Origin of the sequence: Pseudomonas sp. BS3782 TE3695, assembly GCF_050435305.1 — a bacterium.
GTDB lineage: Bacteria > Pseudomonadota > Gammaproteobacteria > Pseudomonadales > Pseudomonadaceae > Aquipseudomonas.
Map to the genome: position 1 here is coordinate 3,949,694 of NZ_JBNDKB010000001.1, position 17,628 is coordinate 3,967,321.

Below are 17,628 nucleotides of genomic sequence, written 5' to 3' on the forward strand. Positions count from 1 at the left end.
TTTTTTTAAAATCAAGATCAAAAGATCGCAGCCTCGTTTCACTCGACAGCTCCTACACAGCTCCTACACAGCTCCTACACAGCTCCTACACAGCTCCTACACAGCTCCAACATTGTTCCTTCATAGCTTCTACACAAAGCGCGATGACCTGGGCTATGGTGGGGTTACTTCTGCTGCTGTGAGTCCTCATGCCCTTCCTCACCCACACCCACCCTCGCCTGTCCGCCGCCATCCTGCTGGGCATCGCGGTGGGCATTCTGGCTCCGGCCGATTCGCTGATCAGCAAGATCCTCTTTGGCTGGAATGCCGGCGTCTGGATCTACCTGCTGTTGATGTTCTGGCTCACCATGCGCTCGAAAGCGACCGACGTAAAACGCATCGCCGAAATCGAGGACGAAAACGCCGGGCTGGTGCTGGCGCTCGTGTGCATCGCGGCACTGGCCAGTCTGGCGACCATCACCTTCGAACTGGCGGGCAGCAAAGACCTGGAAACCACGCGCAAGCTGTTGCACTACGGCTTCACCGCGCTGACGGTGATCGGCTCGTGGCTGCTGATCGGGGTGATTTTCAGCGTGCACTACGCACGACTCTTCTACACCTGGGAAGGCAAGGAACCGGCACTGCGCTTTGCCGAAGGCCTGACGACACCCAATTACTGGGACTTCCTGTATTTCTCGTTCACCGTCGGCGTGGCGGTGCAAACCTCGGACGTGGGCGTGGCGACCCGGGAGTTGCGCAAGATTGTACTGGCGCAATCGTTGATCGGGTTTGTATTCAACACGGCGATCCTTGGGTTCTCGATCAACATCGCTGCCGGGCTATTTGCCTGAATGAAGCATGGGTTTCATATCCACCCTCAACGCAACCAAACCGGCCTTACCCGGTTTGTCCAATGACCCCGTTTAACGGCGGCGAACTTCCCTGACTGTTGTACGCTGTGATTCTCACGTCGTAACGGGTATTGGGAATCAAAACCGGTTTCAGACTTCCGATAGTCGATTGATAAGGCAGCTCAGTACCTCCGGGTCCGGTAATGATGATTCTGTAACCGATCATATCGGCCGGTTCAGCTGGAGCATCCCACTGTAAATGAGGAACCAACCCCGCCGTCACACGAAAATTTCTCGGAATGCTTGGCAATAGCAGCGGATTGGCTCCAATTACAATCCTCGCTGGCACGGATAGATTCCCGGCGGCATCTTTGGCGCGCACGTCGAATATTTCGATCTCCCCTTCTATCAGCCCATTGAACAGGTGACAGGTACCCGTAGCCGGGACCCACGCGCCTTCGTTGCGTCGAACGACATATCCTGCGACACCTACGTTATCTTGTGAGGCACGCCAGCTCAGGGTTGCACTGCCAGACGTCACCGGGGTGAGTTCAAGTGCCTGCGGACAAGTGGGTGGAACGTGGTCGTGGGTGATCACGCTCACGCTTTCAAAGCGGGCGGGATTGGGCGATTCGAGTCGGCGGGGTTGAACCTTGAACACGTATTCGGTCTCAGGGGCCAGGCCTGTCGCGATGTACTCCAGCGCCGTGGTATGAACGATGGGGCGACCTGGGCAAGTGATCTCGTAATCACGCAGGTAGGACGGGTCCAGCGGCCTCTCCCAGGTCAACCTTGCTTCGGAAAAGGTTCGGCCCGGAACGCTCAAATTGCGCGGTTGAGTCTGGTCCGGCCCAATGGCTGCGGACGTCCTGGCAGGTTCTGACGGACCGCTTTCATTCAAAGCCCGAACTTCGAAGAAGTATCTGGTTGAGAAGGCCAGATGCCTGATCAGGCAGTTCAAGTAAGTGGTTGTCTCGGTGCCTATGACCTTGCGATCCGCGTCGTCGATACCGTAGGCGATTTCATAGCGGGGATACTGCGGCGCGCCCCAAACGATACGCACAGTGTCGTGCTGGACCTGTACTGCGCCAATCACTGGCAGCTCAGGAAGAGGTGGGCCGTCCAGCGTCTTTTGGGTGATGCGTGCCGGCGATGAGGTGCCGTTGTTGTTGCGCGCACTGACTTCGACAAAATACAGCGTATTTTTGATCAGGTCCGTCAACGGTTGTCGCAACAGCCGGGTGGTCAGCGTGGTCGCGGAGCCAGCGGGTTCTACGCCATAACGAATGACATAATCGACAGCGCCCGTTGAGGCGGTCCACTCCACGTCAAGCGTCGAAACCGCAGCGGTTGCTCGCAGCCCACCGGGCGCCGCAGGAACCTGCAACGTCTGCTTTGTGACTCGCGTTGGCGGTGAATCACCGACGTTGTTGGTGGAACGAACGTCAAAGTAATATTGGGTACCAGAACTCAGGCCGTGCAATATATGCGCGGTACTCGTCGAGGTTTCGTTGCCGATCACCGGCCCGTTGGGTGCCAGACCGTAACTAAGCTTGTAGCTGGAGGCGTTCGCCGGGCCGGCCCAGATCAGGGCCATTGTGTCCTTCGTCGGCGTGGCCAACAGATTTGTAGGGCTGGCCGGTACGGCGGATGCTGGTTTGGTCGTGGCTTGTGCGTCTTTGCTGCCGGGAGATGCCTCGTCACCCTTGAGGCCGAACGCTTTTATCGTGTATTGCGTGTTCGGGTTAAGGCCCGTGATCAGGTGAACCAGCAAACTGATCGGGATATCAAGCTCGCCAACGGCCGCACCTCCTGTTTCCCACTTCAAACGCGTGCCGGTATGCCCGCCACCTGCCCCGTAGGCCCAGCTCACAAAGATGGACGACTCCGACCGTGCGGTCGCCGAGATCGCGCCCGGAATAGCGACATACGTCACCTCCGGCTCCGTGGCCGGCTGTTCCTGGTTGTTCATTGCGAAGTGCTCTGGCTATGGTTGCTACGTCTCCCATTTAAATACCATTCGTTCGTGTCGCACCACTGACAGAACTGTTAGTGGCGGCCCGGCGTTTTCTCTGCTACCCAGAGTCGACGCGACGAACGGGCACGACATTACCCCGCCTGCTCAGGTCGTTCGCAGCAGATTTTTTTCGTCAGTTTTTTTGCTGCCAGGCGAATTCGCCGACGATAAAAACCCCGTCCAATCAGAAAATTACCGCTGGATCCTTAAGACTCAATACCCCGTAGAACCCTCCTACAAACAGGGGTGCTTTTGCTGACAGCGTTTTCTGCGACGTCTGATTAAAGTCCGTCACCTGTAATTTGTGACAGGTTCCAAGGAGGTTGAATCGCGCTATAAGAAAACCGTACCTCCAGCCCTGCTCGGGTGCCTGAAGGACGGTCGCGCGAACCAGGCCTTTACGAAGTAGGAAGATTCTGCCGCGCCCACGCCGTCAATGATGATAAATGGGAGATTCAACCATGTACCGCTCCATCGCCACATCAGCTCGATCATCACAAGCCCAGGCCAATTTCCAGCCTCAGGAGTGCAAGCAACCCCAAGCGATAAAACTCACCAATCGAGAGAAAGAAGTCTTGCAGTGGAGCGCCGCTGGCAAGTCGTCCTGGGAAATCGGCCAGATCGTCAGTTGCACCGAGGCCGGTGTGAATTACCACTTTTGCAACATCCGCCGAAAGTTCGGCGTGAGGTCGCGCTGGATCGCCATGGCAATGGCACTGGAACAAGGATTGATCCAAATGCCTTGAGCCAGTCTCTCCACGGTGGTCTGCGCGTTATTGACTCCTGTCGAGACATTTCATGTACTTGGAACAACCGCCTCAATCCACAGAGCTTCCCTCTTTGCGCAACAGTGCCCGCGACGATATGCCCGTGTCGTACGGGCACCGTCCGGACAAACCGCTACGCATCATCCTCGCCGACGATCACCCCGTGGTACTGATGGGCGTCGAAACGGTCTTGTGTCCACCGCCACGTTCAGCGTTCTCTATTGTTGCCCAGGCCCACAACGCCGATGAATTGATCCACCATCTGGAGCGCACGCCGTGCGACCTGTTGATCAGCGACTACTCGATGCCTTATGGCCGCTTTCCCGATGGTCTGGCGTTGATGGGGTATTTGAAGCGCCATTTCGGCCACATCCCGTTGATCGTGATGACCATGCTGCGCAACCCTTCGCTGCTGCAGGCGTTGCTCAATGCGGGCGTCAGCGGCGTGTTCGACAAACGCAGCCCGTTGAGCGAACTGAAACGGGCCGTTCATACGGTGATCAAGGGCCGGCGATATCTATGCGCGACATTTGCCGGCGCCCTGGAGGCCCAGACCTTGCCATCGTCCAGCGTCGATGCGCCGTTGGTCAGCCTTTCCGAACGAGAGCTGGAAGTGGTGCGGTTGTTTGTCCAGGGCTTGTCAGGGCGGCAAATCGCGGCGCAATTGAATCGTAGCGAAAAAACCATCAGCCGACAGAAACGCACCGCCATGGACAAGCTGGGACTTGGCCATGACGGTGGGTTGGTGGAGTTTGCGCGGGTGAGTGGGTTAAAAGGTTAAGTCCAAATGTGAACGGTCTATCAAGCGTTACTCCTGCGCCAAAGCGCAGGAGTAACTCATCTCACGCTACGTCATTGAAATCTATCGCCGTTTTTTCTGTCCTTCGCGGTTTGGTCTCGTACCCACTGCTCTCTTATTCTCCGAAGTTCTTCTTCTGTAGGCTTTTTAGGCTTCGGTGTGGCGGATGGCTGAGCACTCACGGATTTCGGTACTCTTGGGGGCTCGTCAGGAAGTGGCATTCGCCCACGTTTTGATTGGTCAATGTATCCACTATTACGCCCCCCCCCATACTTTAAAGGGGCTGAGTGAGTTGGACTGCCTTGAAAATCAGAATGTTTAACCCAACGCTTAACAGAATCGGCTCCTGATTCTTTACTCACTCGCAATTTTGAAGGCACATCCTTCTTAACAATTTCATAAGCTGATGCATCCGGGCTGGTTTTAATAGTGCCTTTGGCTAATGTATCGACGTGAACGCTTGCCAGTTTACTTGTGCTGGCAGCAGACCCACCCGTAGAGCTGACAATACTCTCGGCCACACTTGCACGGGTCTTGGTCACCGCTCCCTCCGCCAACGCGGCAGTGTTTTTTATGAGCTTGTCAAGCGCTAAATCAGAAACTGACTTTACAAGTGTTCCAAGTGGCATATGCCCCGTCGGATCCATAAACCCAATCGGGTTCCCCACACAATACGTATATGTATTCATCCCCCCCTTCCAAAACGGACTCAAGCTATCCGGACTATGAAACCGCATCAACAGCGGATTAAACGCCCGATACCCATTACCCAACAGATACCATCCGGTTTGCTCTTCCCGTCGTTCACCGTTGTAGCCCAAATGCCCACTGAACGCCGCGTCATCCGCACGATGGCCGTACGCCGAATACGCAATTTCATTGCCCCCGTCCTGGCTCAATTCACACAACACGCTGTTCTTGTCATCGCTGACAAGGAGTAAGGACTTTGGGTCAGCACCTGCCTGGTGCTCGGCGAGCACCTTGCCGTCCGCTCGCAGGAAAGTACTGCTATTGGCCCCCGTGATCTGATTGGCCAGATTGCCGTCCTGATAAAAGCGCTGTTCATTGCCGCCAGCGGTGCCGAGTCCACTCAGGGTGTCCAGCGAGTCATAGTGATAGTCGGTGGCTGTTTCGCCTGCCTGGGCACTGACACTGATCAGACGCCCCAGACTGTCATACCCCAAAATACGCCCCACTTCGTCCTGCAGCAGATTACCGTCGGCGTCATAAGTAAAATCAATCCTGGGCGGATACAGTGGATCGTCCGGCCGCGCAGGTGTCAGCGTGTTGGTGAGCCCGGTCAACTGACAGGGGTCCTTCTCGTTGGTGTATTCGAAATAGATGGAGTGACGCCCGCCTTCAAACGTCGTCTCCACGAAGTTCAGGTTGTCCCGCCCGTCAAAGCCGAACAGCTGACCCTTGATGACTTTTCCATAAGGATCTTCCGGCCGTTGACTGCCTGTGCAGTTGTAATCGACCAGGCGCCCACGTTCGTCATACCCATAGGTTTCGTCACGCAGTGTCTCGCTGCCTTGCATCAATGTCCGCTGGACAACCCGGTCGACCTCATCGTAGGTCTGGCTCAATGTTTGTTTTATCTGATTGCCCAGATCGAACGTACGCAGCACCTCCCGCCCGAAATCATCGTATTCAAGATCGATCCGCAGCTGCTGCGTGCCGTCGATGGTTTCAATCGTCTTGAGCTGCGCCTGCTCGTCGTAGGCGAACGTTGAGCGCGTGCTTCCCAGACGGGTTGCGGTCAATTGCGCGCGGGTGTTGTATTCATACTCCTGGGTTTGCCCCAGAACATCGGTGTAACTCATCAAGCGTGCTTGCCGGCTGTACTCGTAATACATGACGCGCGTGACTTCGCCGGTCTGCCCGCGGCTTTCGCTTTTCAGTTCGCCAGTGCTGAAGTACTCACGTTCAAGGCTATGCGTGATGCCCGACGGGTCCACCTCTTCAGTGGTCCGCAGGCGAGCATTCTGGGCGTCATAGGTATAAATCGCAGTACTCTCCTGCGCACTTCGTTGCTCTGGATCCTCCCCCAGCTCCGGCCGATACACGTAACCGATTTCAATCCCACTGGGACGCCTGACGCTTTTCGGCTGGCTCTGGCCCGGATCAAAGGTATAAACACTTTCCCGCCCGCCAGTGATCGAAAGGACCATGCGATCGAGGCCATCGAAGCCCTGCTCCCCCAATACATCGCCGTTGACGCTGATTTTTATCGGCAGGTCTTCGCTGCTGTGCCCGGCATACTGGCGCTCGACGACGTTGCTGTCCGGCAACACGGTTTTGGTCATCCGGTCAAAACCATCGTACTCATATCGCGTCAAGTTGCCCGCCGCATCCTGCTCTTCGGCGGTACGCCCCAGCCCGTCGTATTGATAAACATGTTCGCTGATCTGCTGACCACCCAGGTCGATACGTTTGACGCTGTCGGGCTTGTCAAAAAGATTGTTGACGGTGATGGTTTTACCCATGCCTTCGAGCCATTTTGTGGTTGTGCGGGCAATGGGGTCAGTGACCTCGTGTTCCTGCACGCCATCGGGCCGCACAACGCTGCGCTGCTCGCCCCAATCGTCATAGTTGAACAAACTGGTCAAGGCTACGTCGGTTGCTCGCTCCCAGTCGATAACCGTCTCGCTGGTCATCTGTTCCCGGTTGTTGTAAGTCGCACGATAAATCTCACGATACTTCTGATCATCGCCGCCAAGGGCATCAGCATCACGCCGGGTTTCCCTGATGACCCGATTGTGCCCGTCCAGGTAGGTGATGGTTTCAACGCCCTTGACGTCCCTGGCACTCTGCATTGCCTGCTGGCCCGATGTATTGGTCAGCGTATAGGTGTAATTGCGACTGGCCATATAAGGTGTGCCTGGTGCCACGGTTTCCCTGGTCACACGCCCGAGCAGGTCATACTCATATTCGATTTCAACATCGTTGTCGTCACGATTGAGCAATGGTTCGCCATTGAGCAGCGAGTGCTGCAACGTGATGGTTTTTTTCTCCCTGTCGAAGCCGGTCAGGGTGCTGACGGTGTGCTGGACCGTTTCGCCATTGCGCGCGTTGCGCGTCTTGCTGTAGCTGTAGGCCGTGGTCGTGGTCAGGCCGTTAAGCGTCACCGCATCCAGCATTTTTCGTCCGTGAATGAAGGGATCATCCGGGGTATTGAGGTATTCGTAGGTCGTCAGTTGCAATGACTGCTCCTGACCGCTGCCGAGTTGCACCAAAGTCTCGTCCCTGATCGCCAGCCACGGTCCGGAACCGGCCAGGCCGGGCTCGGCCGTGTAGGTGTAGCGGGTTTGCAGGGTCGGCGCCTGCCTGTAATTGGATGCGGCGGGCGTGACCGTCTTGCTCTTGAGGGTGCGCACAAACCCCTGCGGGTCGGCCGGGCAACCATCCTCGCCATCGGCCTTGTACCACTCGCTGGTTTCGGTCACGCCGTTGGCGTTGACCTGGCTCAGCAGGTTGCCGAAGTCGTCGAAGGTGGTGGTGACGACCTCCTCATGCCGGGGCAGCGTGGCGCTGACGAGGCGCCAGGTCTGGGTGACCTTTTTCGGCAGCTGGCAATAGGGTGCCTGGTCCTTGAAGTCCAGGTCGGGATCGATGTGGTATTCGGTGTCGGTGGTCTGCTGGGTGTTTTTCGCCGGGTCGCTGCTGTACTGGGTGGTTTGCTCCAGCGTCATCAGATGAAAGCGATTGAACACCCGCTTGATTTCACGGACCGCCTTGCCCGCCAAGGCGTCCCAGAGGATTTCCCGGGTTTCGTACTCGTACGCCGTGCGCACTTTGTACAGGTTGTCCAGGCCATCGTCGCTCCACGACAGGCCGCTGCCGAAGCCCAGGAAGTTATGGTCCCAGGCATCGTACTCGTAGCGGGTTTCGACGGCGGGTTGGCCAAAACCGGGGTCGCGCCTGTGGCTCGCCACCCGCGGCAGGGTGCGCCCGGCCTGGCCGGGGAAATAATGCGCGCGGCTGGCATAGGTGACGGTTTCATGGCCGCCGGTGGGGGTGTAGACGTCTTTTAGGCAGCTCAGGCCGCTCTCGAATACGTAGTCGAAACGCCACGAGGCGTGGTCGTCGGTGGGCAGGACCAGGGTCTCGCTCTCGCCACCGACAATGCTCATCTGGAACAGCGCTTCGAAGGCACTGCCCGGGTGCAGCGTGATTTTCAACAGGTTGGTGGTGCGCACCAGGCTGAGCAAGCGGGTGCTGTCGGTATCGTTGGTGATGCTGCTCAACAGCGGTTCGGTGCCGAAGGCCACATAATCGAGGGTGACGCCGTGGCCCTGGGGCGAAAGCATTTGCACCGGCAGTGCGACCTCGCCCTGGCGGACTTCGAGGATCTCCACCAGCCCGGCCTTGTGCTCGACGCGATAGCGCCGGTTGCCCAGGTCATGGAAGTGAAAGGAGTCGATTTTCTGTTCCGGAATCACCGGGCCATTGGGCCCGCCGAGGATGACCTTGAACGTTTCACCGGTATACAACGACAGCACGCCGTTGGTGGGGTTGAACTGCGACAGTTGCAAGTTCCAGCCCTTGCCAAAGCCGCTGTCGGCGGCATTGAGCGGGTTGAAGTTCAGTTGCAGCGGAACGACCGGGCCGCACAGGTTGTTGGCTTTCAATTCAGGCAGTGAAATGGCACAGGTGTATTGCCCGGTGCGCGGGTCGACCTGGCTAAGTATGAAGCTCATGAAATTGAAGGCGTTGGAATGCACGGAAGTTGATGTCGACATGACTCACATCCTTAAAAAATAAAATAAAGAGTGCGACCCACAACGGATCGCACTGATGCTCAACTACTGACTTTATGAACCGATGATTGTCAGTTTATTTCGATTAGTACCATCGAAGCCGATTCGCACGCTGTGTTTGTTGCCATAAACATCGATGACAATCACGTGCAGGGCTGCATCAAAATCAGCTTTGGCATAACGATCATACTGCCAATATTCACGGCGATGCAGACTGAACAACACCTGACCCTCAGGCACCGGGTACCCTGGATTCACGATGGGAAGTGGTACTTGGGTCTGGTCACCCAATCGACGCAGCAGAATTTCGTCAATGTGCAGGATCTGCTGCCCCTTATCATTTACAACATCGGGTAACGCATAGCCGGTGAGGCTGTAAATATCTTCCAGCTGAGTATTACTTTCCCATTTGACCATGCTGGAATTACCGACAAACTGAATGTCTTTTATATTTACCTGCTCTCCCTTGATCATCAACTTCAAGTAATAGTAATAGGTATTGGTTAGAGTAACGTTGTCTTCATCGCCCTCCACGCGGAGCGGCTCTTTATCACCGAACGTCAACACGACCTGACCGATAGTTCCTCCAGCCGGCGGTGGCTCTGCAACAAGCTTGAGCACCTTATTAGTCTGTTCGTTATCATCCTTGCTGGGATTGGAGAAGAACGGCTCCCCGCTATCATTCCGAATTTGGGCCGCTATCAACAAGTCCTCTACATTATGACACTGGACAAAAAACTCTTTGGTGCGCATCGGGGCTTCGCGGGCTTGTTCCGGGATCGTCGATTGAGCGTTGCGCGCGAGGCCCGGGTGAGGTTCATAACCATTTTTGGATCCAGTGACGTACCATTTTCCACCCTCAGGTACGCCACCCTCTCCTACTTCCGGCAACGGATTTTTTTCATCTGCAGAGACCAGACGAATACTCTTGTACTCTGCATCAGACAGCTCCAGTGGGTCAGGCGCCCCGTCATAGACCGCAGGGCGGAACCGAACCACGACCCTGGCCTGCTGCAAACCGTTGGCCCATACCCGGACAGGCTCGGAATCCACGCCAAAATCAAACGTGTCGACGGCAAACCAGTCCGACACCCGGGCGTGTTCGTTCAGGTGAACAATGCTGTAGCCGGAAATCACCCCGGCCAGGGTTCCTTTCACTACGCTATAAGGTTGCGAGATCACGTCAGGTGCCGTGAACTCACCTGTATCGGGATTGACCTGACCTTCTCCCGCGACCACCGACCACTTAAGCGAAACGTCCTCGGGGCCTGTAAAAAATGCGCGGCCATTCGCCCGTACGCCGGGAACGAAGGCCGGGGTAGTCACCACAGAAAAAGTCCCATTGAGCAACAACACCGTGGCAATGGCCTTGTCACCGGTGAGACTGTCCTCAATATCAATCAGAACCGTTTCCAAAGTGTTCGCCGGTGGCGTCTGCGGCCGCGTATAGATCACCTCGCGACCCTGATTGGCGCTCAGGGAGCCCTGGTTGCCACGCAACGACCACTTCAACGTGCCGGCCCCCAGGGTGGTTGCCTTCAGCGTGACGGTTGTCGCGTCACCGTCCCTCATATCGATCTGCACCATCGAAGGCGTCACCACCACACCAGCCAACGCCACGGTGACCAGTGCCGAGGCGGTCACCTCATTACCGGTGGCCGGGTCGGTGTAAGTGGCAGTTACCACATTGCGTGCTGCCGTGCTTTCGAGCAACTGCCCCCCTGGCGCCGTGTACTCGCCACTGGCGTTAATGCTGCCCAGGGCCCGGGCACCGTCGACACTGCGTACACTCCAGGTGACATCTGTGGCCTTGATACCCAGTTGGCGGATGGTGAAGGTTTGTTTCTCACCGGCCTTGATCACCGGCATCAGCGGATCGAGGGTGAACGTGGTTTCCTTCGGGTCAATGTGCCCGAAAAGCGCCAGGTCACCGGGCAGTCGTGCCTGGGTCAGTTGCAAGGCGTTGCGTTCAGGGAAGAGCAGGTTACTGATGGCCAGCACGTTGATTTCGGGGATTTCTATCTTGGAAAAGTTCGTTAACTTATCAAGAACTGAGAGCTTAAAATGATTGTTTAGCCATGTTCGTTCATTCGCTGCCATTGGAAACAACGCCGTACCTGCCTCATCGGCGCTAAAATTATAGTTTGAATTATACGAATAACCTGGCACCCGAAAAAACTCAATCTTGTTATCAATCCCGACAACAGGTTGCATTCTAAACCCAACAAAAATATCAACAAATGGGTAGAAATCAATATCCACATCTGGCCACGGCACAGGATTATTTTCATAATAGTTTAATGGAAACTTAACCTCAGGCTTCCAATAAAACTCCAAAAATGACTGCTCATTTACGAATACCCGCATTGCCCTATCATTCAAAACATGATCAAAATCAATTATCAGAGGACCTCTATTCGTCAGTGTTTCGTCATGTACCAAGTCATTATTCCATACCAATCTAAATCCTGGAAAATCAATACCCCCTGCAATCGCTCGCAACGATCGAGTGACAAAATTGGAATCATCCACACGTTCAAATCTTAAATTATCACCAATTTGATTCTCGAATGCGGACTGTAAATACCAATCAAACACCACCCGACTGGCCAACACCAACGACCCCGAATAAAGGGCCTTGCCCTGCGCATCCCGATCATTGGGAATCAAATAGTCCAGCGCGCCTTCCGCCGGCTCATTCCCTTCCTGCGGATTCCCCTTGGTCCTGACCAGCAGCACCACCGAGCCTTCACCGTAGTCGTCGGATGTGCGTATTTTTCCTTCCTCAGTGGCCATGGTGCGGATCATGAATGAACGGGGCGCCAGCAAATCGACGTCGCGCAAGTCCAGCATGCCCAAGGCATAAACCCGGTCTTCGGGTTTCTGCTCAAGGAACAGCGCCTTGAAGAAATCCCCCAGCAACTCTTGCGATTTCTCTTCATTCACCAGGTTGCAACGGCAGTTGTAGCCGTCACCGATATCGACAATCACCTGCCCTTGCTCATTGACCGTACCCTTGCTGGCAGCGAGGTCGATGTCCATGGTTACCGTGTACCCTTGATGGGCGCTCACCACATAGCTGTAAAGAATGGTCCCCGGGACCTGGTTGCTTCCCTTGCGCACATAGGAAACCGTGCCCGACACAATATCCATGGTCGCGGTCACTCGGGAATCACGCAGCGAGGCCTTCTCGAAACTCAAGCGAGGCTGGCTCAGAATCAACCCACTCAACTCAAGCACCTCGGCACCGTCCGGTGTCATCGCCGGCGCACCAAAGATCTGTTTAATGAAACTGTCCTGGTTGAAGCGCGTAATGTACTGCTGCTCCAACAGGCTGTTGACTTTGGCCCGATTCATGAATACCACGGCGTCCCAGCCGAGGGTAATTGATTTCCCTTGCATCCGACGTGTAAGTTCAACTAACGAATAATTTGACATGGTGCACCCGATTTAATTGAAAATTTAATAATTAGGCACTGCGAACGGTATGATCGACCGCTTCAATCAGGTCTGCGTATTTACTCAGGGGTAAAGGAATGACGGCTTGACCGTGAAATTTCACAACGCCAGAAATATCTGCAGTGCCGGACAGCACAACAAATTCACCGGGATCGACCTTGTCCGGCTCGGTATATATCCCGGTAGTGGCATCGAAATTTCCATTCCCTGAAAGTTTGCTCCAGGTTAGGGTTATAACTTCAGGAACGGGGACAATAGGCCCCTGTTCTCCTAACAATTGAAAATGCGCCTTGCCACCCGGTAGATCACTTGAACTGGCCAGCACCATGGGAGCCGGTATCAGCACTTTCTCAATCATCAAGGTGATATGAGATACGGCTCCAGTCGTGGGATTCTTGATCTCGATTTTATCAATCGGGAAAGCCGTATCGAGGTCCATGTTCGTCCCGGCGGTATACAGATACTGGTTCGGATCTGTTGGGTCTACCGTTACGGTCGATCCCCATTGCGGTGTCAAGATGCTCCACTGCAAGGGTACCTGGTCCAGCGATTGCGCAGTCAGGGTCATCGTTTTGCCTGTTTCACAACTGGCATACAACGGGTTGGCCACGATGACGCTATGCATTACCGAGACCAGCGCTGAACTCTTGACCGGTGCGCCATCGAGCGTCCCTTGGGCAGTGACCATCACCGCGACAAAACCATCGGCCAGACTGCCCGCAGACGGCGCCGTGTATACGCCAGCGGAACTGATCACCCCAGGTTGAGCGATATTGCCGTCGACATCCTTTACGCTCCATTGCACGTTGCTGGGCATCGGCGACAAGGTAAATTGCAGTGTGCTGCCGGCCTCGATTGTCGAGTTCATTGGCGAAACAGTGGTGGTCGTGCGCAGCGGATCAACTTGACCGAAAACCGCCAGATCTCCAGGGACAAAGGCGTCGGTTAATTGCAGGGCGTTGTGCCCGGGGAACAATAAGTTCCGCACAAGGAATGTATCCAGGGTAGGAGTCTTCAGTTCTTTGAGTGGTTCATAGACATAAGGATGAAAATACTCTTTGATTTGGGGCACCAAATAGGTAGTCACGTCCCCTATATCATGTAAATAGTCATAACCTCTCATATCCAGCAAAAATCGAGAGCTGTTCGTGTTGCGATTGAAACTGACGACGCCCGTTTCCTTATTCAACACAACGTCAAATTTGACACTGTATGTCGAGAGAAAATCGAGTTCACCACGATCCCACCCTTCGCCTGTATCCCAATAAATAACACGACTAAATGGGAGCTTGTAGTTTTTATTCCAGGAAAACTCAATATATCTTCCTTCCCCCTTTATCGTCAGGGCCGCCCCGCCTTCATCAATATTGAAACGGGTATGCAGCGTCGTCCGAAACGTAGCATCGAAGTCATCGTCGCGAACTTTATAGTCATAAACAAACTCTTTCTCAACGCCACCGGTAGCACCTCTTAAGCTCCAGCTCACATCCTGCCCGCCACCATTTTCCGGCGTATAATCCAGGAAAGTAATGCCATTCCCGATATCAGATGTTGCCGGGCCACGCATGATCCTGTCGAAAAGCACCCGACTCGACAGCAGCATAGCCCCGGTATATTTGGTGCCTCCCTCGTCCGACGGAATCAGATAAGTCGAATTGGCATTCGGAAAATCCTTGCCGTCCTCGCCGTCCCTCAAGGTGATGAACATCATCACGGCGCCATCACCGTAGGCTTCATCTCCCAACACGGCCTGGGGATCAGACTTCATGACCCTGATTTCAAAATTTTTGGGCGTTAATGCACCATTCAGATCGCCCGCCAGTCGCCCGAGCGGGAAGATCTTCTGCTCCGGCTTCACCTCATTATTAAAATACTCTTCGAAACGCATGCCCACCTCCAGCTGGGCCAAGTCACCAATTACAAAGTTCGCCTTGAAAGTATCGGCCATACTGATATCAATCACGACATCACCCAGGCCACTGACCGTACCTTTGGTTACCGGTTGATCCATCCATAATTGGGGGCCACCTACCGGAAGTACCTTTCGCATCTTCGAAACAAAAACAGCACCTCCTGTATTTCTTTTAGTGCTGACAATCATCCCGCCGACCATATCCATGGTCAGTCGTGCCCGCGCAGTCATACTGGGGTCCGAGCTTTCGAACGACAGTCGTGGCGCACTCAGTTTCAAGCTGAATAGATGTTCTTTATAAGAACCGTCGCCCCAGTCCATCTGCATATTGGCAGGCTGGATATAACCATCGTCGGTATTGAACCGCTCAACGTAGAGTTGAAACAGCAATTCGTTCGCCTTGCGTTGATCGTATAATGTAAAGGCATCCCAACCACTGGTCATGGATTTACCCTGCATCTCGCCGAGCAGTTGCGTCAATGTCAACTTACTCATGTCTCAGCACCTCAAATAAAGTAACGTTTTTGCCATCAAGCCAGAAGCTTCAGCGATAGCGGCCTATTGAAAGTTACGGTCGAGTGCCCGCCATCAAAGCTCACGCTGGCTCTCAAGGTTAATGTGTCGTTAATTGCAATATCCGCCAGGTCCGTTCTCAACAATCTGGCTTTTACGCCGTCGGTGGTTTCTTCTGGCTTGACCGCACGTGCGGCAATAATGTCGCGTTCCGTAATACCGGGAGCGGTCAGCCATAAACGCACGGTTTGCTCAGTCGATATGAACGACCAGGTTTCCACACTCAACAAGGCACCTTCCGGTGGAATATCCGACAAACTGAGCGTTGCCGGCGCCCCGATCTGGGCTTTGTCACACTCAATGCCGGGATGGCCACTGATCTGTCGAATAAACAATTGCAAGGGAGGTTCGGCGTCTTGGCCTGCAACCTGATAAGTCACTTCGACTGTTTTACCGAAGTTCGCCGGAAGCACTTCGGGTGGCACCCGAAACTTCATGGGGTTAAGTTGGCTGGGTTCTGTTGTTTCATAACTGCCCGTCGCTTCATAACCTTTCCAGTAGGCCGTGACTTCATCGCCATCGCCAATGGTGGCTGCGGCAGGTATCGTGATATAGGCACCGTTGATAGCCTGTGTTGGATTGAGCTCGTCACGGTCGTTAACGAAGACGCTGCGATCAACCGTGGGCGTGGGTAATACGAGAGGTTCGCGAATGCTCAGCTCCAATGCGGCACCGGAACCGGCAGCATCGGGCCGTGCATACTGATAACGCAGGCTGACGGTGCCGCCACGATTGTCCAGCAGCCACTGCGCCGCAATGGGTACTTCAATCCTGCCGGTTTCGATATTGGAGATGTCAATTTTCAAATACTGGATGGTGTTTTTGGTCGGGCCACTGCCCGAACCGATACGCGTGCCATACACCAGCACTTCATCACCGACACGAATCCTGGGATACACCGGAACGACCACGCGGATGCCATCGGGAAACTGGCCGGGATTGATCTCGCTACCGGTCAGGTCCTTGACACTGGCCACGGGCAGTTCTGGCGCCGCAGGCGGTGTCACCAGGAAGGTGCGTTCGGCCGATACGGTGTCAGTGAGCCCCGACGAGGCATAGGTAATCTCGTAACGCAGGGTGATCTTGCCTCCTCGCAACGCTGCTGCGCTGGTTCTGGGCACTGACCAGCTCAACACCTGGCCGGGGTTGTTGCTCGGGTCGGTATCGGTATCGCTCAAGGTCTTGGGGGGAATACTAACTACAGGGCCATCACTGCCATCAGCCCGCTCGCCTTTCCAGATAACCCTGACCACATCACCGTTGGACATGACGGTATAAGGGACCACCGCAACGGTCATGTTGCCTTCAATCGCGTCCGGGTCCAGCTGAAGGTCATGGGATTCTTTTATCTGCGGCGCGGATAACAGCCCATGCCTGCCAATACCGAAATGGATTCGCTTGGACTCTTCCCTCGAAGTTTCGCCAGCACGCTGCAGAAAAAACGAATAGAACACCTGGCCCTTGACCAGCGCTTGCACGGTGTGATTGGGAATCGGCATCAGGAACTCGGTCTGACCCGGTTGCGGATCCACATCGATCCTGACCCCCCCGTGATCTACCGGCGTGCCGTCTTCTGCCAGCCCGAGCCAGCTCTGATAAAGGCCATCACCCAGCGCGGGATCGGTGTACCTGGCGAAAGTAGGAAGTGGTTCGCCATTCAACGCTTCCGGATCAATTGTACCGTTGATCAAAAGTGGAATGATCGGTGCGTCTAAATCACCCGCAGCCATAGTAGTACTCCTGCACAATCCAAAAATACAAATAATAAAATCGGCATATGACGCCGTCAGAAAACTTGAGTGTCGACCCACGTTTTACGCCGATCAAGCAACGCTGGGTACTAGCAGAACTGCTAGTTGTCAAACTCGCAGCCGGTGCTAAAGTCGGGAAGAAATAGACCCTATGCGTCTTCCGTGAACCTGCTGGAGGTAATTGATAATGAAACTATACACGTCACTATTCAGGTTGACCGCTTGTGCATGTCTTGCACTTTACGGGGCAAGCTCTGCTGTCTCGGCATCGAGTGAAAACAGCCCAATACCCGAAACCAAGGCGACCTATGGCGATATTATATTCTTCAACTCAAAAGGCGAAAAAAAATGCACCCTGTCAATTCCAGAGACCAAAGACTTCTTCGACTTCAGTCAATCTGGCCAAAGTTGCGAAAACAATCTGATGGCGAGTTTCACACTCGAGAATGTTCCCTCGGCAACATTCATTCGATTCTTTGAAAACGAAAATTGTAGTGATGCACAAACCAATGACAACTTTTTCATACACCTCAAGACAGTCAAACAACCAACAGACTGGGGCACCCCTCCAACCCCGCCGACACCGACAATGAACTTTAACGACTTCAAAAAAAGAGAGGCAGGCGACTTGATTCCAAATAGATACATTCGAGTAGAACGGCAGTGGGAAGGGAGTGACGTTGCCAACGAAGATTGGGATGAGCGAATCAGCTGCGTTTATATTGAGCGCTCCCAGCCAGTTAATTAATCCCCCACTGAA

General features: G+C 54.5%; 9 protein-coding genes. 4 read left to right on the forward strand and 5 right to left on the reverse strand.

The genetic code is table 11. From position 1 onward, the window contains the following. Nucleotides 1–188: 188 nt before the first annotated feature. Nucleotides 189–830: a DUF1345 domain-containing protein gene (locus ABH909_RS17815; protein WP_429435586.1), complete on the forward strand. Its 642-nt coding sequence runs from the start codon at nt 189–191 to the stop codon at nt 828–830. Nucleotides 831–876: 46 nt separating this feature from the next. Here ABH909_RS17815 and ABH909_RS17820 read toward each other — a convergent pair whose 3' ends face one another. Continuing rightward, nucleotides 877–2,802 (reverse strand): fibronectin type III domain-containing protein, encoded by a 1,926-nt coding sequence (locus ABH909_RS17820; protein WP_429435589.1) that lies wholly within the window; start codon nt 2,800–2,802, stop codon nt 877–879. Nucleotides 2,803–3,293: 491 nt separating this feature from the next. Between ABH909_RS17820 and ABH909_RS17825 the strand changes: the two genes are divergently transcribed. Beyond that, a complete protein-coding gene (locus ABH909_RS17825) occupies nt 3,294–3,593 on the forward strand; it encodes a helix-turn-helix transcriptional regulator (protein ID WP_429435592.1) in 300 nt (99 codons plus the stop codon). A gap of 94 nt (nt 3,594–3,687) precedes the next feature. Further along, nucleotides 3,688–4,395, forward strand: coding sequence for a response regulator (locus tag ABH909_RS17830; RefSeq protein WP_429435594.1), 708 nt, complete (start codon nt 3,688–3,690; stop codon nt 4,393–4,395). 71 nt (nt 4,396–4,466) lie between these two features. On the opposite strand, the gene ABH909_RS17835 is transcribed toward ABH909_RS17830, so the two are convergent. The 4 genes from ABH909_RS17835 to ABH909_RS17850 form a co-directional block, all read right to left on the reverse strand. Beyond that, nucleotides 4,467–9,155, reverse strand: coding sequence for an RHS repeat domain-containing protein (locus tag ABH909_RS17835; RefSeq protein WP_429435596.1), 4,689 nt, complete (start codon nt 9,153–9,155; stop codon nt 4,467–4,469). 72 nt (nt 9,156–9,227) lie between these two features. Continuing rightward, nucleotides 9,228–12,611 carry a hypothetical protein gene (locus ABH909_RS17840; RefSeq protein WP_429435599.1) on the reverse strand — a complete coding sequence of 1,128 codons (3,384 nt, stop codon included), beginning with the start codon at nt 12,609–12,611 and terminating at the stop codon, nt 9,228–9,230. Nucleotides 12,612–12,642: 31 nt separating this feature from the next. Continuing rightward, the gene (locus ABH909_RS17845) at nt 12,643–15,039 is read right to left on the reverse strand and encodes a hypothetical protein (RefSeq protein WP_429435601.1); all 2,397 of its coding nucleotides are present in this window, start codon (nt 15,037–15,039) and stop codon (nt 12,643–12,645) included. Between the two features lie 35 nt (nt 15,040–15,074). Then, nucleotides 15,075–16,847: a hypothetical protein gene (locus tag ABH909_RS17850; protein ID WP_429435604.1), complete on the reverse strand. Its 1,773-nt coding sequence runs from the start codon at nt 16,845–16,847 to the stop codon at nt 15,075–15,077. Nucleotides 16,848–17,055: 208 nt separating this feature from the next. Between ABH909_RS17850 and ABH909_RS17855 the strand changes: the two genes are divergently transcribed. Next, nucleotides 17,056–17,616, forward strand: coding sequence for a hypothetical protein (locus tag ABH909_RS17855; RefSeq protein WP_429435607.1), 561 nt, complete (start codon nt 17,056–17,058; stop codon nt 17,614–17,616). The last annotated feature ends 12 nt before the right edge of the window (nt 17,617–17,628 follow it).